Source organism: Amycolatopsis japonica (assembly GCF_000732925.1).
GTDB lineage: Bacteria > Actinomycetota > Actinomycetes > Mycobacteriales > Pseudonocardiaceae > Amycolatopsis > Amycolatopsis japonica.
In genome coordinates this window covers 6,931,298-6,951,449 of sequence record NZ_CP008953.1, presented here as the reverse complement: position 1 = coordinate 6,951,449, position 20,152 = coordinate 6,931,298, and the positions used below count along the sequence as shown (strand labels likewise).

Genomic DNA, 20,152 nt, shown 5'->3' with positions numbered 1-20,152 from the left:
CCGGCGGCGTCAAGCGATTTGCGGTTCGAGGAACCCGGCGTACCGGCCGCCGAGCCGGGCCAGTTCGCCGTGGCTCCCTTCCTCCGCGATGCGGCCGCCGTCCAGGAAGACCACGTGGTCCGCACGCTCGACGGTCCGCAGCCGGTGCGCCACCATCACCACGGTCCGGCCCGCCATGAGCCGCTCGATCCCCTCGTGGACGGCCGCTTCGTTGACCGGATCGAGTGCGGAGGTCACCTCGTCGAGCAGCACGATGGGCGCGTCCTTCAGCAGGGCGCGCGCGATCGACACCCGCTGGCGTTCCCCACCGGACAGCAGCGCGCCGCCCTCGCCGACGTTCGCGGACCAGCCGCCGGGCAGCCGTTCGATCACCTCGTCGAGGCGGGCCGCCGTCGCCGCGGCCCGCACCTCGGCGTCGTCGGCGTCCGGACGGCCCAGCCGGACGTTCTCCTCGATAGTGCCGTCGAACAGGTAGACGTCCTGGAACACGATCGCGATGCGGGACATCAGGTCGTCGGTGCTCATCGAGCGGACGTCCACCCCGCCGACGCGCACCGCGCCCGAATCCACGTCGTGGAACCGGGCGAGCAGTTGCAGCACCGTGCTCTTCCCGGCGCCCGATGGGCCGACGAGGGCGAGCTTCTGTCCTTCGTGGACGGTCAGCGACAGGCCGTCGAGCACCGCGCGGCCGCTGCGGGTGAAGGCGGCCGACTCGAACTCCAGATCGTGCCGCTCCGGCCGGACCGGTTCCGGCGGTTCCGGCAGCGGTTCGGTGCGCAGCAGCGCGTCGAGCCGTACCAGCACCGAACGCGCGCCGCGGAGTTTGCCGTCGATGTCGGTCAGCGAGAGCAGCGGATCGGCGCAGCGCGTGGCCAGGACGAGGATCGCCACGACCTCGGCGGCCCCGATCTCCCCGCCAAGTGCGAGGAACGCGCCCAGCGTGAGCAGGACGGTGAACAGCGCCTGCACCGTGAACGTCAGCCCCACGACACCGGGCAGCGCCGACAGGGTGGACCGGCGGTTCGCCCGCTGAAGGTCCCGCAGCGAGTCGTCGAGCAGCCGGAATCGTTCCTCGGCCCGCCCTCCGGCGCGCAACACCGGCTGGGCCTGCAGGTACTCGATCACCCGGCCGGTCGCCTCGGTGCCGCGCCGGGCGGCCTCCTCGTCGGTCGCGGCCGACGAACGGCCCGTCCGCACTTGGATCACCGCCACGACCGGGACGGCGATCAGCGCGGCCAGCCCCAGCCGCCAGTCGAAGGCGAGGATCACGAACACGATCGTCAGCGGGGTGACGCAGGCGGCCACGAACGGGGCCAGCAGATGCGCGATCACGCCCATCGCCTGCAGGACACCGGGTCCGGCGAGCGCCGACACCTCGCCGACCCGGTTCCCGCCGTACCAGCCCATCGGCAGGCGGGCGAGATGGTCGCCGAGCCGGTGGTACATCCCGCGCAGCAACGTCGTCCCGGCGCGGAAGCCGGAGAGATCGGCGCGGTAGCGCAGGATCGCGAACACCGAGAAGGCCGCGCCGAACGCGATCAGCCACGGGACGGCGTCGCCGGGAGTGCTCCCGAGCAGCGCCCGCAGCAAGGGGACCAGCAACGCGTAGGACAGCCCTTCGACGATCCCGGTCACCGTCATCAGCGCCACGGTCCGCCGCACCGGCGGGGCGTGTTCGGGGCCGAGGACGCTCAGCAACATCCGGATCATCGAGGTTCCCCCTGTGGTTCGGCGGCGTGCTGGGAACGCCAGAATGCGGCGAATTTCCCGTTCCGGGTCAGCAGTTCCGCGGGCTTCCCGCGTTCGGCGATGACGCCGTTCTCCAGTAGTACGACGGTGTCTGCGTCGACGACCGTTTCCAGCCGGTGCGCGATGACCAGGATCGTCCGGTCGGCCCGTGTCGTCGCGAGAGCCCGGCGCACGGCCAGTTCGGTCTGCGGGTCGGCGAACGCGGTGGCCTCGTCGAGCACCAGGACGGGCGTGTCGGCGAGCAGCGCGCGGGCCAGCGAGATCCGCTGGGCTTCCCCGCCCGACAAGCCGGTTTCCTCGTGCAGCACCGTTTCGTAGCCGCGCGGCAGTTCGAGGATCCGGTCGTGGATGTTCGCCAGCCGGGCGGCGCGCACGACGTCGTCGAGATCGGCGTGCGGCACGGCCAGCGCGATGTTCTCCGCGACCGACGCGCGCAGCAGGCGGACGTCCTGGAACACGAAGGAGACCTTGCGATACAGCTCCTCGCCGCTGATCTCGCGCAGATCGACACCGCCTAGCAGGATCGTCCCTTCCGTGGGGTCGAAGAACCTCGGCAGCAAAGTGACCAAAGTGGACTTCCCACCGCCGGACGGGCCGACGAGGGCGGTGACGGTGCCCGGTTCGAGGACCAGGTCGATGCCGTGCAGGACCTCGCGGTCGGCGTCGTAGCCGAACCGGACGTCACGCAGCTCGACTCGATGCCCTTTTGGCACAAGGGGATTCTCCGGCTCCGGCAGGGGTCGCACACCGAGCACGTCGCGGATCCGGCCGGTCGCGCGCCGGGCGGCCTGCAGTTCGTCGAAGCCGTGGCCGAGTGCGGCCACAGGGGCGGTCAAGCCCAGCCCCAGCACCAGGAACGGCAGGAGATCGACCGGGGCGAGGCCTCCGCCGGTGATCAGCAGCGTGCCGCCGATCAGGACCACCAGCAGGACGAACGGCGGCGACAACGCCAGCTGCATTCCCGCCGCCGGCCCGGCCATCCCTCGTACCCATCGGGTGAAGGTGGCGACGAAGTCATCCGCGGCGGTGCGGAACCTGCGGTGGGCGCGGCCCGCTCCGCCGAACGCCTTGACCACGGCGATGCCCTGGACGAATTCGACGACCGAATCCGAGATCCCCGCCATCCCGCGGTCGAACTCCTCCTGCTCGCGAAGCCGGGAGGGCGTCATCATCAACGGCACCAGCGCCACCGCGAGGACGACCGGGATCAGCGTGATCAGGGTGAGCCGCCAGTCGATGGTGAGCAGGTAGCCCAGTGACACCAGCGGGACGACGAAGGCGGAGACGAGTTCGCCGGGGGTGTGGGCGATGAACGGGTGCACGGCGCCGACGTCCTCGCCGACGACCTTGGCCAGCTCACCGGTGCGACGCCCGGAGAACCAGCCGATCGGCACGCGGCCGAGGCGTTCGGCGAGCAGACGGCGGAAGGTGAGCTGGACCCGGCCGTCGAGCAGATGCCCGATCCCGGACGACGCGGCCGTGAGCACCAGCCGGACGAACAATCCGGCCGCGCCCACGATCACCGCGGTCCAGACCCGGCCCTCGTCGACCGGGCCGGGCGCCAGCAGCGCCCGGCCCAGTTCGACGACCGCGAGCAGCGGCGCCAACCCCGAGATGGCGCCGATGATCTGCAGGACGACGACGGCGGCGAAACTCCCGGCGAACGGACGCAGCAGGCGGGCTGTCGTAGGCGTCGTCATGACTCGGCCAGCGCGCGGCGCAGGACGCCGCCCAGTTCGTCGATCTGGCGGCGGGACACCTCGGCGGACAGGATCGCCTGTGACCCGTGGAAGGTGCCCGGCCAGTGGTGCAGCTCGACCGAAACCCCCGACTGAAGCAGACGGAGGGCGTACTCGATGTTCTCGTCGCGGTTGGGGCAGAGCTCGGCGGAGGCCACGTACGCGGGCGGCAGCCCGGAGAGATCGGTGGCCCGCGAAGGGGCGGCATACGGCGACGGTGCGGGCTTTCCGGCCAAGTAGTGCCCCCACGCGGCGGTGATCTTCGCGCGGTTCATCCACGGCGTGTCGGTGAAGTTCCGCGCCGACCACGACTCCTGACGGTCGTCGAGTCCGGGCTGGTTGAGCAGCTGGAAACAGATCCGCGGGCCGTCTTCGTCGCGGGCACGCAAGGCCGTCGCCGCCGCGAGCCCGCCACCCGCGCTGTGCCCGCCGATCGCGATCCGGTCGGGGGAGACGCCGAGTTCGGCCGCGTGGTCCGCGGTCCAGTTCAGCACGGTGTAGACGTCGTCGAACGCGGCCGGGAACGGGTTCTCCGGCGCCAGCCGGTACTCGACCGAGATCACGGTCGCGCCGGAGGCCTCGGCGAGCCGCGCCGCCCAAGGGTGCTCGGTCTCCAGGTTGCCCATGACCCAGCCGCCGCCGTGCAGCCAGATGATGGCGCCCCGCGCCTCCCGAGGGCGGTAGATCCGGATCGGGACACCCGGGTCGCCGGGTACGGTCCGGTCTTCGACCTCCATGGCCGAGGTGTCGGGCCGCGGCACCGACATGGCCAGCTTCGCGAGCTTCTCGCGATCCGCGATCGGGTCGTCGAGGTTCGCCGCGGGGAACAGGGCGATGAAGGCTTCGAGTTCGGGGTCCATGACGACGATCTTTCCGGCTTCGGGGCCGGAAGGCGGCCGCCATCCGTCGCGTGTGATCGCCCCTTCGTGCGACGATCGCCGCGTAGGCTCGCCGACATGGAGGCATTGGCCGCGCGGTTGTCGCATCTGGATCCCGACGTCGAGGGCGCGATCCGGGTCGTGATGTTCTACGACACCCTGATGCGGCGCCGGGTCGACCTCCCCGCGCTCGCCCGCGCCACCGCGGGCCTGGCGGAATGCGCGGCGGGTATCCGGCTGCACAGCACGGGACGCACCATCCGCATGGCCCCCGACGGACGCGAAGCCGCTCCGGCCTCCGTGCCCGCGTCCATCACGATGGCCGTCACCCTCGACGACGAAGAGATCGGCACGGTCTGGCTGGAACGCGAGGGGGAGGCCGCCGCCCTCGACGAAGCGGTGCTGGACCGCCTCGCGATCGCCGTGGCGACGGTCGTCGAACGCTACGGACCGGCCCGCACCACCATGGCCGATCCGGCGCTGGTGGAACTCGTGATCAGCTCCGCCAGCGACGACGCCGCCAGGAACCGGGCCTTGCGGCTGCTGGGCTTCCCCGGCGACGCGCCGATCCGCGTGATCGCCGTCCGGTCCGGGCTCCCGCTCGAGAAGATCGGGGGCCTGATCTGCCACGGGCGCCCGGTCAAGGCCGCGTCACTCGGCGACGTCGGCATCATCCTGGCCGCCGCGGTGGACCCGGCCCGGTTCCCCGAAGACGTCCGCGCGGGGATCGGCGACGCCGAATGCCCGCATCGGTCCTGGCTGGACGCGACGACCGCGCTGCGGTTCACGACCGCGCGCCGTCCGGTGATCCACCATCGCGACCTCGGCGCCCTCGCGCTGCTCGCGCGGATCCCGGAAGAGGACACGCGGGCCAACGCCGACGTCGTCGCGATCACGAAGCTGGCCGCGGATCCGGAGGACCTGCGGACGCTGGACGCCTACTGCGCCACGGGTTCCGTGCGCCAGGCCGCCGATTCCCTGCACCTGCACCACAGCAGTGTGGCGCGGCGGCTCACCCAGATCGGCAAAAGCCTGTCCGTCGACCTGACCGACCCGCTCGGCCTGACGCGGGTGAGGCTCGCCCTCACCGCTTGGCGCCTGCTACGCGAGTGACTACCTAATGATCTTCGCCCGGGCCCTCGAAATAAATAGGTAGCCCACGCGAACTTTCGTCGGTTTCCGGCTTCCCTTGGCACGACACAGAATCAGCGCGTTCGTCCCCACTGAAGCGGCCGGATCCCCGCCGCAGAAATGAGTCGGAACATGCGACTGCGCTCTCTTGTCCTGCTCGCCGGCACCGCCTTCATGGCGCTGCTCGGCTCGACCGCCCCCGCCGCGACCGCCGCCGAACCCTCGGGCGTGCAGCCGATGATCATCGGTGGTCAGTACGCGCAGAACGCTCCCTGGGCGGCCCGGCTGTTCGTGAACGGCCAGCAGAACTGCACCGCCACGATCATCGCGCCGCAGTACATCCTCACCGCCAAGCACTGCGTCGCGAGCAGCGGCAGCTACACGTTCCGCATCGGCAGCCTCGACCAGCAGAGCGGCGGCACCATGGCCACCGCGGCGAGCATCACCCGCCACTCGGGCGCGGACCTCGCCATCGTGCGGCTGACCAGTTCGGTCAACGCCACCTACTCGCCGCTCGGCACCACGAGCAATGTCGCCGTCGGGCAGAACGTCCAGGTCTACGGCTGGGGCGCGACGAGTCAGTGCGGTTCGGAGATCAACTGCCAGTCCCGCTACCTGAAGGTCGCCACCGTCCGGGTCAACTCGGTCAGCTGCAGCGACTACAACGGCGGGGTCGCGGTCTGCGCGAACCGCGTCGACGGCATCACCGCCGGCGGTGACTCGGGCGGCCCGATGTTCTCCGGTGGCCGCCAGGTCGGCGTCGCCTCGACCAGCGACCGGTCGAACAACACCGCCTACACCAACATCACCCGCTACCGCAGCTGGATCCAGCAGGTCGCCGGAGTCTGACCCCCTCGTGAGTGGTGAGGATGGTTCCCACCGTCCTCACCGCTCACGAGCGTTAACACCGAACCGCAGCCTCCTATTTGTCAATTGACACTCAACCCCGGGCCGATCGGCGCGATAATGTGGCGGTCGGCGCCGTGGGTCGGCGCCGTGGACCTTGGGAGGGGGCCAGTGGCGCGACCGACGCGGGCTCTCGACCGCACGATCGTCGTGGTGGACGTCGTGGGGTTCACCGCGCCGGACCGCAACCGTCTCGACCGGCTCGCCGTGCACCAGGGCATGTACGAGGTCTTGAAGATCGCGTTCGCCGAAAGCGGTATCGACTTCGATTCGTGCGCGCACGAGGACCGCGGTGACGGCGTCTTGATCCTGCTTCCGCCGGGAACGACCAAAAGCCTGGTCGCGGACCTGCTGCCGGACCGGCTCGGTGTCGCCCTCCGCCGGTACAACCACACGCGGACACCGCAGGCGCAGATGCGGCTGAGGGTGAGCCTCAACGCCGGCGAAGTGATCGGCGACGACAACGGCTGGGTCGGGGACGCGGTCGATATCGCTTTCCGCATTCTCGACGCACAACCGGTGAAGGAGGCCTTCGCCGAATCCGATCGGATGATCGCCTTCATCTCATCGGAGCGTTTCTTCGCGGACGTCATCGAGAAGGACCCGGGCTTGTTGCCCGAGTTGTACCGTCCGCTACCTGTTTCAGTGAAGACGTTCACCGGAATGGCTTATTTACGGCTGCACGGGGAAGTCATCGCGGATTCGGTGGTGGTGCGCGCCGAAGAACTCTTTCCGGCCGACCTGGCCGGTCCCGTTCTGGAGTTGGTCCCCCGCAAGGATCTGGTGGGCCTGCGTCGCCATCTGACCGGAATGAGAATCCCGAATCTGGCGATCATGGTGAGCCGTGCGCTCGGCCCCGCGGTCCGGCCGCCGCGGCTGGACGGCATCGCCGACGCGTGGGAAGCCTTTCAGCTGCTCACGGACTTCAACGCGGGACCGGACGGGATCCCGCCCGCGCTCACCTTTCTCGGGCTGCTGGCCGAAAACGCGGGAGGCGAACCGGACGCGATGATCGAGGGCTGGCTGGCGAATCAGGCCCGGTCCCTGCGGCTCGCCCCGGCGCTCGGGCATCAGCGGCTGACCAGGTCACCGATTCCGGACCGACCCCATCTGCATTTGATGATCATGCTCGAACCGGTTTCCGCTGATCCGACGCGGTGCACACTCGCGTTTTGGAGACAGGACGACCCGGAGGTCTGGCCGCCGTCGCTCGGCGGCGTGCGTGAAATCGGAATCGAAGAAGTCGAGCTCAGGGTCGATGACGTCATCCTGGAGACCGAGGGTGTCTGGTCCGGTCAGAGCATGTCCGCGTCGGTGGAATTCCTCCTGCCGAGGACGTTGATCAATTTGCCGGTGCAGCGGTGGGCGAAGGAGCATGAGACCGGTCAACCACAGCCGTTGCGCTACGGGTACCGTCTCGGAATACGCTCTTTGGAGAGGATGCGGGCGAGGCATTGGCATCGCGCATGGCATGTTCGCTGGGATTCGATGGTGAAGGACCCGGCCGCCGACCGGCTGCACTATTCCGGTCGCCCGGAGGTCGGGGATCACCCGATCGACGCCATACTGAGCGACGAGCACTGGGTCGGTCTGGTATTGGCGAAACCCCCTTCGCCCCAAGCGAAACCGGACGGCTCGCCGGACGAACTGACGAGCGCGCTCCGCAGTGGCCTTCCGGTCGTGCTCTGGCATCCGGACGCCGAGCCGGAGACCCTGCGCGAGTTGCTCGACTGGGTATTGGCCGCGGAGAGCGGATTCAACGAACTTCCGGATCGTCGCAAGCTGGCGAATTCCGGTATGGCGGTACCGTTCAAGAATTCTCTGGCTCACGATCTGGTGGTAATGTGGGACGACCCCAAACGCGTGATCGTTCTGGACCAGCCGTTGATCCCGACTCGACTGTAAGGGGATACCGCGGATGAGCGGGAACGATCAGGACGCGGCCGTGGACGGCCGGACCCCTCGGCTCGACGCACCCGATTGGTGGATCTACCGGGGCACCGGTATGCCTATTCACGACATCGATCTCGCGCAGTTGCTGCCCGCGCCGCCGCCGTGGCGTTCCTATCGCGGTGATCCCCCGCCGGAGAACGACGTACCGCCGCCGGACGACGGCGAGGCGGAGCGCCGTCTCGGTACCGCGTTCACGCTTTCGGAGCAGGACGTCGACGCCGCCGAACTGAACATGGTCAACGCGGCCCTGTACCTGCGGCGCCCGTTGCTGGTCACGGGAAACCCGGGAACCGGGAAGTCCAGCCTCGCGTACCGGATCGCCAGGGAACTGGGGCTGGGCAGGGTGCTGCGCTGGGCGATCACCAGTCATACCGCGCTGACTTCCGGGTTGTACGGCTACGACGCGATCGGCCGGGTCCAGGCGGCCGCGACCAGTCAGGCCCAGCGCGGAGACGAGGTGGAGGAACCCCCGATCGGCGATTTCGTCCGGCTCGGCCCGCTCGGCACCGCGTTCCTCCCCAGTAGGTTGCCGCGGGTCCTGCTGATCGACGAACTCGACAAATCCGAGGCGGATCTGCCCAACGATCTGCTTTCGATCTTCGAGGACGGCGAATTCTCCATCGAGGAATTGACCCGGGTGCGCAACCGGCATCCCGAAGTCACCGTGCACACCGCCGACCCGCAGCGCACCGCCGTGGTTCGCGACGGCCGGATCGCCTGTCACGCCTTCCCGATCGTCGTCATGACCAGCAATGGGGAGCGGGAGTTCCCGCCCGCGTTCCTGCGCCGGTGCCTGCAGTTGCGGATCGAGAATCCGGACGAGGAGCAGCTCGCCGCGATCGTGGCCGGTCATCTGGTCGGCGAGAACGGCGAACACCGCGACCGGCTCATCCGGGAATTCGCCGAACGGAGCAAGGCGGAGGGCGGGCTCCCCACCGACCGGCTGCTCGACGCCGTCTATCTCGCGACGTCAGGCGCGTACCAGCCGGATCAGGAGGCATGGCCGCGGCTGGTGGACGCCCTGTGGCAACGACTGACGGTGCGGTGACATGGAAGGGCCGGGCGGTGTGTCCGACTCGCGTTCCGCCCCGGTGGCGGACCGGCGGGACACCGGTTTTCCGCATGCGGGCAAGCGGTTCGGATTCGAGGACCTGAACTGGACCGACGTCGCCGACATCGTGTGGCTGGCCGCCGCCATTTCGCCGCGGCAGGCCGAGGGAGAGTCCGCGCCTGCCGAGGAGCCGCCCGAGGAAGTACGGATCCGTAACGCGCCCGCCGACCGCGGGGAAATCCCGGAACTTCCCGAGCCGGGGCCGTCCCGCCTCGTGGACGTCCCGCCGGAGGCGGAAGACGAGGATCAGGTCGTCGCGATCGAAGCCGTACCCGGTGAGCTGCCGGAACCCGCGGTGGACGGCGCCGGGCCCGGGGGAGCGGTACTCCTCGAATCACTGGAGTACTTCCGAGCGCTGAGAACCCTGAAACGAGAGATGGCCTCGCGGCGACACAACAATGTGGTCCTGGACGAAGTGGCGACCGCCGTCCGGGTCGCGGAGACCGGCCGGTGGTGGCCGGTCACCCGATCGAGAAAAGAGCGCTGGCTGGACCTGACGCTCGTCCTCGACAACGGTCCGTCGATGGCCTTGTGGCGCCCCAGGGTGTCGGCTTTCGTCGAATTACTCCGGCAAGTGGGTGCTTTCCGTACCATCCAGGTCCGCCTGTTGGAAACCGCTAAGGACGCCGAAGAGAATCTCGTTCTTCGTGGTGGCACGCCCGGCGCGCCCGCCCGCGATCCGGACGAAATCCTGGATTCGTCGGGACGGCGCGTGGTGTTGCTGGTGACCGATGGAGTGGGTGACGCCTGGCAGAAGAAGGACGCGCTCTACCCGATGTTGGCCCGGTGGGGCAGGAAGATGCCGGTGAGCATCGTGCACCTGCTCCCGCACTGGCTGTGGGGCCGGTGTGGGATGAGCCCGCACAAGGCCCGGTTGCGCGTGCCGAACGCGGTGGCGCCCAACGGCAGATGGAAATGCGACCTCGCGGACGCCTGGCTCGAACCGGGCTCGAAAGTGCCCGCTCATCTCGTCCCGGTGCCGGTCCTCGAACTGCGGCCGAGGTCGCTGGGCTGGTGGGCCGGACTGATGACCGGCGAAAACGACGACGCCGTGGAAGGAACCGTCGTACTCGCCACGGAACGGATTCCCCAGTCCGATTTCGATAACCCGCCGGTAACTTTGTCACCCGCCGAAAGAGTGCAACGATTTCGCAGTGTTGCGTCGCCGCCGGCGCTACGCTTGGCGCAGTTACTCGCGGCGGTACCGGTCCGTCTCGACGTGGCGAAGCTGGTGGGACAGGAATTCGTTCCGGAAGCGGGCCCGGAACACCTCCTCGAACTTTTGCTTTCGGGGATGATGTACGCTCCCGCACTCAGGGAGGGCAAGTCCACTTGGGACACAGACGGGGTCTTCGCTTTTCCCGAGGCAGTCCGGGAACTGCTGCTCAGCGGCGCGCGGCGGTCGGAGACGGCCAAGGTCGTCCGAGTGGCCGCCACCCATTTCGGTGACCGGATCCGGTTGATCTCCCACCTCCGAGACGCCATCGCCGACCCGAACAACACACCGGACCCAGACCTCACCCACGAGTCCCCGGCCGATGTGGAGCTGGAAACCGCGCTCATGCGCGCCCTTTCCGGGCCGTACCTGTCCCGAGCGGATCGGCTGCGCAACGCCGCGGCAAGCCAAGTCCTCCCCATACACGTATCTGAATCAAAGACTGAGAGCTCAATGATGCCTGAGACGGCCGAACGTCCACCTGCCTCGACACCTGTGACACAGGGACGCTCGTCTTATCTCAGTGAGCCCGAAGCGAACGAGCCGACGACCCGGATCGTGCACCCTTCGGCGGCGGAAACCTCCCGGAACTTCCCCGACCGCCAGGCCGACGACCCGCCACTGGTCTTCGGCAACGTTCCCCCACGGAACCCCAACTTCACCGGCCGCGACGAATTGCTCGACCAGCTCACCAAGAGATTGAGCAGTGGTACCACCGCCGTGCTTCCGTCGGCGCTGCACGGTCTCGGCGGTATCGGCAAGACCCAGATGGCCGCCGAATACATCTACCGGCATCTCCAGGATTACGACCTCGTCTGGTGGATCGACGCCGCGCACACCACCCAGATCCGCGCCGGTCTCACCGAACTCGCCGGAATCCTCGGCCTGCACGGCGCGTCCGAAGCCAGTGTCGCGGTGCCCGCGGTCATCGAGGCCCTCCGGACCGGACGCCCCTTCCGCCGCTGGCTCCTGGTCTTCGACGCCGCGGAAAGCCCGGATACCGTGCTGCCGTTCTTCCCGCGGAACGGTCCCGGCGAAATCCTGATCACCTCGCGCAACTCCGACTGGGCGGGGATCGCGCGCCCGCTGGAACTCGCGGTGTTCAAAAGAGAGGAAAGCGTCGAGCTGCTCGGCCGCCGCGGTCCGGAGATCGACCCGGCCGACGCCGACGAACTCGCCGAGAAGCTCGGCGACCTGCCCTTGGCCGTGGAGCAGGCTGCTGCCTGGCGCGCGGTGACCGGGATGCCGGTGCAGGAGTATCTGCGTCTGTTCGACGAGTCGGTCGAGGAAATCCTTGACACCGCTTCGGCGCCCGACAACGAGGTATCCGTCGCCGCCGCGTGGAACGTTTCGTTCGAGGAACTGAAGACCCGCAACCCGGCGGCGCATCAGATCCTGCACATCTGCGCCTTCTTCTCCCCGGAACCGATCTCGCGTGACCTGCTCACCGGCGTCAACCGGGTGTCGATCTCGCCCGAGCTGGACGCCGCGCTCCGTGACCCGATCAAACTGGCGCGCGCCATCCGTGACATCAACCGTTACGGCCTCGCCAAGATCGACCACGGGAACAACACGCTTCAGCTGCACCGGCTGGTGCAATTGGTGCTGCGCAACCGGGTGATGGCCCGGCAGGTGCACGCGCGCATGCAGCACGGCGCCCACCAGCTGCTCGCCGCGCTGGACCCCAACGACCCCGAGTCCAGCAGGCACTGGTCGCGCTACCGCGAACTGCTGCCGCACGCCTACGCGGCGAATGTCCTGGACTGCGACAACGACTGGCCGCGTCAGCTCTACATCAACCTGATGCGCTACCTGTTCGAGTACGGCGATCACGAGGAGGCGGCGCGGCTCGGTCTCGAAGCGCGTAAGCGGTTCACCGATGCCCTCGGCCCCACCCATCCGCAGACCCTCGAAGTCTCGTCGAGGCTCGGGCTCTACCTGTGGGCGATCGGCCGGTACTCCGAAGCCGCGGAGCTCAACCAGCGCACCCTCGCGCTGCGTTTGCAGATCTCCAGTGAAGAGAACGAGGAGACCTTCGCGCTTCAGCGGAACATCACGATCGATCTCCGGGCTCAGGGCGATTTCGCGGGAGCGACCAAGCTGAGCGAAGAGATCTATCACAAGGCCAAGCGGATGTTCGGTGAGGACGACCCGGAGACGCTCTACGCCGCGTATCAGCACGCGATCAGCCTGCGGCTGGCCGGCGCCTACCGGGAGGCCTTGGAACTGGATCAGGACACCCTCCGGCGACGGATCGAGGTCCTCGGCCGCGATCACGTCCGCACCTTCAGCGTCAACAGTTCGGTGATCGTCGACCTGCGCGAAGCCGGCGAATACGGCCAGGCCCGGATTCAGCAGGAGAGGCTGACGGAGAATTTCACCGCCCGCTTCGGCGGAGAGCAGCTGGACGCGACCGTCAACTCGTTCCTGCTTTCGGTGACCAGGCGGAAGGACGGCGACCACCCCGGGGCGCTCAGCTTGTCCACGGAGGCCCTCAAGAGGTTCCGGCTCGCTTATGGCGACGACCATGGCACGACGATGGCCACGGCTCTCGCGCATTCGATCGATCTTCGTCACTCGGGTGATCTGGCCGCGGCGAAGAAGCTGGGTGAGAACACCTTCGAGCGGTTCCGCGGCGGTCTCGGCGAGCATCATCCGCACACTCTCGCGGCCAACGTCGACCTGGCGGTGACGTTGCGGCTGATGGGCGACGCCGCGGCCGCCCGCGTGCTCGACGAACGCGCCCTCGAGCAGTTCCGTGCCACCATCGGCCCGGACCATCCCTACGCCATCATCGCCACGATCAATCTGGCGAGTGACCTGGCAGCGGTGGGCGAGCTCGACCGCGTGGTCGAGCTGGGACGAGACGCGATCGAACGTGGCACGCAGGTACTCGGCGAGGATCACCCCACGGTCCTGGCGGCGTCGTTCAACCTCGGACTGGATCTGGCCGCACTCGGCCGGACGGAGGAGGCTGCACCGTTGCGCGATCCGATCCTGGCGCGGTACCGCCGGATCCTGGGCGAGGCTCACCCCGGAACTCAGGCGGCCGGTCGCGGCACCCGTGCCAACTGCGACATCGACCCGATCCTGATGTGACTCAACCCGGCACGAGTTGCCCGATCCAGGAGGCGATCTCCTCCACGGTCGGGGGCCGGGGGCCGGATCGCAAGGGTCGATGCACCGCGCGGACCAGCTCGGGACAGTGCAGCAGGGCACGAGCGGCAGGGTGGAGGCCTCGGGCGGAGAGCGCGAGGCCCAGCCCGGCCAAGGAGTTCGGCCGGTCCGGATCCGCGGCGAGTTCCCTCCGGTAGCCCTCGACGGCTTCGAGGTGATCGCCCGCGGTGTACGCGATATCAGCCGCGGTGGCGCCGGGGACCGTCGGCGGTCGCCCGTCCGGTGACCGCGTCGCACCGAGGGTGAGCCGGATGAGGTCCGTTCTGGCCGGGGACCAGCCTCCGTCCGGTACCGGTGTCGGGGGGAGACTCGTGGCGTCGAGACTCGCGGGAGGCTTCGGTCGTCCGCTGAGCCAAGCCGCCGCGAGTTCGGCGACTACCGACGGGTCTGGACGCAGGTGCCGGGCCCGCCATCCCGCCAGGTGATCGTGGCGGGCCGCTGTGGCAAGCTCGCTCGCCTCCGTCGATACGGGCTCGGCCTGCCATGGCCCGAGGCGTTCGGCGATGGCGTCGAGAAAGCGTCGGCCGGCATCGGTCAGCGTCGAGTCGGCTCGCAGCACTTGCAGGGTGTGCCACGTCTGCTCACGCCAGTAGGCGAATTCGAAGGCGGAGCGACGGGGACTCGTCCCTGCCCTGGCCAGTGCGCGCCAGAAGGCGGTGACACCGAAGAAAGCGTAGACACCTTGGAAGGCGCCGCTCAGGGGGCGTGGATCGTCTCGCCAGGCCACATAGATCCGCTCTCGGGGGTCCGGCTCGTACAACTCGACGAGGTGCAGCAGACCCCCGAGCACTATGTGCTGGAACTCGTGGATCAGCGTTTCGGCGAGCGACGCGCCGTCGGTGGGCAGTCCGACGACCGCGCTGCCGAAAGCTTCTCCGGTCGACGCGCTCGGATTCCGGAAGAGCACCTGGGGTTTCGGAACCAAGGACGCCAATCCCACCGGCATGATGCGGGCCAGGCCGGGGAGATGGGTGGCGACCAGGCGGCAGGCCTCGTCGATCAGCCGTTGCCAATCCGCCAGGTCTTTGCCCGGTATCCGTTCCGGCGGGAGCGGCTCGTAGAGACCTCGATAGGGATCGAGGTCGTCGAGCCACAACGAGAACCGGTGCGCGCCGACCCGGCTTCGCACCCGCCGGATTCCCCACCAACCCGGGGCGTCGGAGTCCGGCGCGTCCGGCAGCTGAATCGTCGTATCGGCGTTCGACACGGAGTACCGGCCGTTCGCGCCTCGCACGAGGGCCGAAGAAAACGTTTCGGTGACCGGAAAGCGGGCCATGCCGAGTGAAGGGAGCATGGCGTCGCCGTGCCAAGCCGGGATGACGGTCTCGAAGTCCAGCTCGGCCCGGATCGCCGCGGCCGCCGCGATCGCGTGCGCGTGCCCCAGGTGCATCCACAAAGGACCGACGCCGTCGATCCCGTTGCGGAGCAGTCGAGTCGTATAGCCTGCCCAGCTTCCGGTATACGGATTGGTGAGCATCCTGTTCACCGAACGGGGTACTCGTGCTTCGGCACGGGCGAGGAGTTCCCAAGCGGAATCCAGCGGCGGTAGCGGGCCCGAATGATCCGGTGTCTTGGCGGCTTCGGTCAGCAAGGCGTGGATCAACAGTTTGCGACGGCTTCGCTCGGCGCGTCGCAGTCGCCGCGCCATGTCCTCATCGCCGTCGAGACGCGCGAGCGCGTCGAAGTCCCGCCACGACAAACGGTGGAACTCGGGCCGCGACCCGGCCGATGGCGGCATCAGTCGATCCGCTCACCGTTGTTCCCGGTGCCGCTTCTGTACCGTGCACGGACAAGGGTGGTGCGTTCGACGACCTGGCGCGCCGAATGGCGGAAGGCCTCGCTGTCCAGCTCTCGTAACGCGGTGAAGGAGACTGCGCCGAGATCGATCAACGCCGATTCGATGTCCGGTTCCATGTCTGCCGAGAATGAACTCATCGTGCCGATTCCCTCCAGCCCGTGAAACGATTACGAGAGCTGAACCTCGATAAGGATAGCCGAGATTTCGTGCCGGATCAGGCCTCGACGGCGGGTGGTGGCCGCCCGGCCGCCAATTCCCGTAGTGCGCGAGGGCTGGTGATGGTGACGCGCTGACGTGCGGTGCGCACCACGCCCAGGCGTCGGAGTTCGTCGAGGCCCCGGATCAGGGTGCTGCGCGAGACCCGCGCGAAGCCCGCCAATTCCCCTTGGTTGAAGCGGAGATCGACCTGTTTCCCGGCCGTCCAGTCGACGGCGTGCTGCAGCGCGAGTTCCAGGAGAACGGCGGCGAGGCGTTGCGGGAAATCCGGGCCGCCGGATTCGAGACGCAGCCGGTCGGATTGTTGCAGCCGGATCGCCGCGGTCCGGAAGATCTCCTCGGCGATACGCGGTTGCTCGCGTAATACGCCGAGGAATTTGTCCCTCGGTACGACGAGCGTGTGCACCTCGTCGATCGCCGACATCGTCGCGGAACGGGGGAGTCCGCTGATCGGGGCCAGTTCGCCGACGATTTCCGCGGGACCGCGGGCGGCGAGCGGGGCGTCCTCGCCGCGATAGTTGGTGGCGCTGATCTTCACCCAACCGTGCAGGACGACGAACATGCTGGTGGGCGGACTGCCCTGGAGGGCGAGGATCTGGCCGGGTCGCCACACTTTCACGTGGCCGGCGCGCCGGAGGGCGGACTGCTCCGCCGGTGTCAGCCGCCGCCAGGTGCCCAGACTCCCGTTTTCAGCCGCGGAGGAACCGGTCATCCTGGCCCTCCGGTTCCCCGGGAACCGGATCGGTGCTGTGTTCCATTTGACGCATCAGCCACTCCCCCGACTCGTCAGCATGGTCAGTGGGCAGAACGACCCGGAAGTTTCGAACCGCGACCGGTAATTGTGCCAGGCACGGGGTGACTTCACCAGGCCTCGGGCCGGCGACGGGGGAGGGTGTCATGCACAGTGCGGAAAGTGTCATGGGACGGCCGAAGGATCACCGCCATGTGCCGGTCGTGCAGAACCCGCGGACGCCCAAGGCGTTCGGCCGAAGACCGGCGTTCTTCGCGCCGCATCCGCCGCTGATGTCCGGCGGGTGGTACCAGGGTGACGACCACGAGGTCGTCGGGCCGGGGCGGTATCCGGTGCCCCGGCCGCCCGCCAAATCGGCGAAGGCCGCGTTGCTGTGGGCGCTCTTCTTGGGGCCGTTGGGCCTTTGTTACGTGTCACCCGTCGGTGGGCTGATCGCGACGGCGGTCTCGGTCACGGCGATCACCTTCGGCGGCGCCGCGTTGGTGGCCGTGATCTGGCCGGTCGTCATGGTGCTTTCCCTGGCGGCCTTGTCCGGGCGGCCTGACGACGACAGGAGATGACGTCCGGCCGGTTCCCGGCCGGATGAACCGCGGTGGGGGACGCTCAAGGGGGGCGGCCCCCACCGCGGTTCCCCTCGCGAGACCGCACTCACGTGATTGAAGGCGGAACTCGCGTGATCGGAGCCGGAACTCGCGTGATCAGAGGCGGAACACCCGAGTGCGGCCTCCGATCACGCGAGTCACGTCCCTGATCACGCGAGTCACGCCTTCACGGACTTGGGACAAGGAGGTACAGAACACTCACGAGGTCGTGACCATCCGAAAGTCGCGTCATCTTGCTCCGATCATGCAGCCCCGGGGCCGAACCCTTGAACCGATCAGGCACCTATGTTTCTATCTGCTCGATAGCCGCGTCAAAGGTGCAGTTTCGAACACGATCGAACGGGTTCAACGCAATTCCTGGAGGGCTTCGTGCGCCGTCGTACCCTGCTGAAGGCCGCTGGTGCGGCTTCCGCCTTCACCTTGCTCCCGGCGAGCGTCCGGCAGGCACTCGCCGCCGAAGCGCCGACTGGCGGGCTCGACGTCATCGAGCACGTCGTGGTGTTCATGCAGGAGAACCGGTCGTTCGACCATTATCTCGGGACGTTGCGCGGCGTCCGGGGTTTCAACGATCCGGCCGCGATCAAACTACCGTCGGGAGCGTCGGTCTTCCACCAACCCGACGGCACGGGCACCCTGCTCCCGTACGCGATCGACGATCAGTTCATGGCCGACGTCGACCACAGCTGGTCGGGCGGGCACCGGGCGTGGAACAAGGGCCGTCACGACGCGTGGCGCGCGGCCAAGGGGGTCCGGTCGCTGACCTATCACACCCGTTCCGCGCTGCGGTTCTACCACGAACTGGCCGACGCGTTCACCGTCTGCGATGCCTACCACTGCTCGGAAATGGGGCCCACGAACCCGAATCGGATGTACCTGTTCACCGGCAAACTCGGCTACGAGCCGGACGGGACGACCCGGGCGATCGGCAACGCCGCCTGGCAGAACCCCGGGCACACCGGCTACACCTGGAAGACCTACGCCGAGCGCCTGCAGGCCGCCGGCCGTAGCTGGCGCGTCTATCAGGAATGGGACAATTACGGCGACAACTCGCTGGACTATTTCAGCAGTTTCCTCGCCGTCGGCACCAAGGCGCTGTCGAAGGTGAAGGACTCCGCGGGCAAAGCCTTCCCGAAGCTGGAGTACTTCTACTACGCCCTCGATTCGGCTTCGGCCGCCGAGCGCACCCGGCTGCTCGACGGATTGGCGGCCGGTGTGGCGACCCTGACCGCGTCCGAACGCGCGATGTACGACCGCGGGCTGGCGCGGGTCGCGCCGAAGCAATTGTTGAGCGCCTTCAAGGGCGATGTCGACGCGGGCAGGTTGCCGTCGGTGTCGTGGATCGTCGCGCCGGAATCCCAGACCGAACATCCCGCGTGGGGCCCGAACACCGGGGCCGATCTGGTGAAGTCGATCCTCGACACGATCGCGTCCAAACCCGAGGTGTGGAACAAGACGTTGTTCCTGCTGACCTACGACGAGGACGGCGGCTTCTTCGACCACATGCCGCCGCCCGCGCCGCCGGTTTCCGACGACGAGGGCAAGAGTTCCGTCGCCACGACCGACGAATTCGTCTCCGGTGAGCCGATCGGGCTGGGCATACGGGTGCCCATGTTCGTGATCTCGCCGTGGAGCCGGGGCGGGAAGGTGTGTTCGGAGGTCTTCGACCACACTTCCGTGTTGCGCTTCCTCGAACAGTGGAGCGGCGTCGCCGAGCCGAACATCTCGCCGTGGCGGCGCACCGTCTGCGGTGACCTGACTTCGGCGCTGGACACGACGTCGCCGAGCGCGACCTATCCGGCGCTGACCAAACCCGTGCCGACCAGTGGACCGTGGAACACCCAGCCGCAGCCGCCGTCCGTGCAGAAGCATCCCGTCGCGGAGACCGGAGTGCGGGCCGCGCGCCCCTTGCCGTATCAGCTGACGGCTTCGGGACGGGTGACCGCCGAACGATTCTGGATCGACTTCGCCAACACCGGAACGGCGGGCGCGCACTTTTACGTGTACGCCAACGCGTACCGGACCGACGGGCCGTGGCGCTACACCGTAGGCGGGAGCGCGACGCTTTCCGATTATTGGCAGGCCGGTTCGCCGGACGGCGCGTACGACCTCACCACGCACGGCCCCAACGGTTTCCTGCGCCGGTTCGCGGGCAACCGGATCACCGCGACCACCGGCGGCAAACCGAATCCGGAAGTCGTGCTGCGGCCGGGTTCCGGCGTCGTGTACCTGAAGATGACCAACGCCGGCGCCGCTTGCGAGCTGACCGTGCGAACCGGCAACCGGGGCGGTGGACCGTGGACGTACACGGTCGCCCAGGGCGCGACGGTCGAGGACTGGTTCAGCACCGAAGGCGGCATGGGTGGCTGGTACGACCTGACCGTTCAGGGACCGGACGGCTTCCTTCGCCGCTTCGCGGGGCACGTCGAGACGGGCGTCGAAACCATCAGCGACCCCGTGATGGGCTCCGGGCCGCTCACGGCCACGGTCCGTTCGGCCGACAGCCAGGAGACGGTGGGGGAGAACGGCGCCGCGGCGAACGCCGTCGACGGGAATCCCGCCACCCATTGGCACACCAAGTGGTCCGGCGGGGAAGACCCGCTGCCGCACGAACTGCAGCTCGATCTGGGCGCCGCTCGCACGGTCACGGGCTTGGCCTACTTGCCGCGTCAGGACGGCTCCGACCACGGGCGCGTCGGTGGCTACGAAGTCCATCTGAGCACGGACGGCTCGACCTGGGGAAGTCCCGTCGCCGCGGGTACTTTCGCGGACGACGCCGCCCGTAAGACCCTGCGGTTCTGGCCCACCCGGGCGCGTTATGTGCGGTTCCGTGCCCTCACCGAGGCGGGCGGACGCGGGCCTTGGACGTCGGCGGCCGAGGTCACCCCGCTCGGCTGGATTTGACCCGAACGGGCAGAACTCCTTGTC

The 20,152-nt window shown here is 68.4% G+C and carries 13 protein-coding genes; 7 read left to right on the top strand and 6 right to left on the bottom strand.

The window, feature by feature from the left end; translation table 11 throughout:
• Positions 1 to 9 precede the first annotated feature (9 nt).
• The 3 genes from AJAP_RS31975 to AJAP_RS31965 are packed head-to-tail and all read right to left on the bottom strand — an operon-like array spanning position 10 to position 4,348.
• On the bottom strand, positions 10 to 1,710 hold the full coding sequence (locus AJAP_RS31975) for an ABC transporter ATP-binding protein (protein WP_038518403.1): 1,701 nt from the start codon (positions 1,708 to 1,710) through the stop codon (positions 10 to 12).
• A complete protein-coding gene (locus AJAP_RS31970; RefSeq protein WP_038518401.1) occupies positions 1,707 to 3,449 on the bottom strand; it encodes an ABC transporter ATP-binding protein in 1,743 nt (580 codons plus the stop codon). The genes AJAP_RS31975 and AJAP_RS31970 overlap by 4 nt, the downstream gene beginning before the upstream one ends.
• The gene (locus AJAP_RS31965) at positions 3,446 to 4,348 is read right to left on the bottom strand and encodes an alpha/beta hydrolase (RefSeq protein ID WP_051972664.1); all 903 of its coding nucleotides are present in this window, start codon (positions 4,346 to 4,348) and stop codon (positions 3,446 to 3,448) included. The genes AJAP_RS31970 and AJAP_RS31965 overlap by 4 nt, the downstream gene beginning before the upstream one ends.
• A gap of 96 nt (positions 4,349 to 4,444) precedes the next feature.
• Between AJAP_RS31965 and AJAP_RS31960 the strand changes: the two genes are divergently transcribed.
• The 5 genes from AJAP_RS31960 to fxsT all read left to right on the top strand — a co-directional run bounded on the left by AJAP_RS31960 (position 4,445) and on the right by fxsT (position 13,782).
• Positions 4,445 to 5,479: a PucR family transcriptional regulator gene (locus tag AJAP_RS31960; RefSeq protein ID WP_038518398.1), complete on the top strand. Its 1,035-nt coding sequence runs from the start codon at positions 4,445 to 4,447 to the stop codon at positions 5,477 to 5,479.
• 150 nt (positions 5,480 to 5,629) lie between these two features.
• On the top strand, positions 5,630 to 6,346 hold the full coding sequence (locus tag AJAP_RS31955) for a S1 family peptidase (RefSeq protein ID WP_037346286.1): 717 nt from the start codon (positions 5,630 to 5,632) through the stop codon (positions 6,344 to 6,346).
• A gap of 168 nt (positions 6,347 to 6,514) precedes the next feature.
• Entirely contained in the window at positions 6,515 to 8,308 is a 1,794-nt protein-coding gene (locus tag AJAP_RS31950; RefSeq protein WP_038518396.1) for a VMAP-C domain-containing protein, read from the top strand.
• A gap of 13 nt (positions 8,309 to 8,321) precedes the next feature.
• The gene (locus AJAP_RS31945) at positions 8,322 to 9,404 is read left to right on the top strand and encodes an AAA family ATPase (protein ID WP_038518393.1); all 1,083 of its coding nucleotides are present in this window, start codon (positions 8,322 to 8,324) and stop codon (positions 9,402 to 9,404) included.
• A gap of 1 nt (position 9,405) precedes the next feature.
• Positions 9,406 to 13,782, top strand: a complete 4,377-nt coding sequence (fxsT, locus tag AJAP_RS31940) for an FxSxx-COOH system tetratricopeptide repeat protein (RefSeq protein ID WP_084098412.1) — start codon at positions 9,406 to 9,408, stop codon at positions 13,780 to 13,782.
• Position 13,783: 1 nt separating this feature from the next.
• On the opposite strand, the gene AJAP_RS31935 is transcribed toward fxsT, so the two are convergent.
• From AJAP_RS31935 to AJAP_RS31925, 3 genes are all read right to left on the bottom strand, one after another.
• Positions 13,784 to 15,598 carry an HEXXH motif domain-containing protein gene (locus tag AJAP_RS31935; protein WP_038518390.1) on the bottom strand — a complete coding sequence of 605 codons (1,815 nt, stop codon included), beginning with the start codon at positions 15,596 to 15,598 and terminating at the stop codon, positions 13,784 to 13,786.
• Positions 15,598 to 15,774, bottom strand: coding sequence for a hypothetical protein (locus AJAP_RS31930; RefSeq protein WP_228694668.1), 177 nt, complete (start codon positions 15,772 to 15,774; stop codon positions 15,598 to 15,600). The genes AJAP_RS31935 and AJAP_RS31930 overlap by 1 nt, the downstream gene beginning before the upstream one ends.
• Before the next feature lie 98 nt (positions 15,775 to 15,872).
• Entirely contained in the window at positions 15,873 to 16,586 is a 714-nt protein-coding gene (locus AJAP_RS31925; protein ID WP_038518385.1) for a Crp/Fnr family transcriptional regulator, read from the bottom strand.
• A 185-nt stretch (positions 16,587 to 16,771) separates the two neighbouring features.
• On the opposite strand from AJAP_RS31925, the gene AJAP_RS31920 reads away from it, so the two are divergent.
• Both AJAP_RS31920 and AJAP_RS31915 read left to right on the top strand, forming a co-directional pair.
• Positions 16,772 to 17,185 carry a hypothetical protein gene (locus AJAP_RS31920; RefSeq protein WP_038518383.1) on the top strand — a complete coding sequence of 138 codons (414 nt, stop codon included), beginning with the start codon at positions 16,772 to 16,774 and terminating at the stop codon, positions 17,183 to 17,185.
• A 411-nt stretch (positions 17,186 to 17,596) separates the two neighbouring features.
• Positions 17,597 to 20,128, top strand: a complete 2,532-nt coding sequence (locus AJAP_RS31915) for a phosphocholine-specific phospholipase C (protein WP_038518381.1) — start codon at positions 17,597 to 17,599, stop codon at positions 20,126 to 20,128.
• The last annotated feature ends 24 nt before the right edge of the window (positions 20,129 to 20,152 follow it).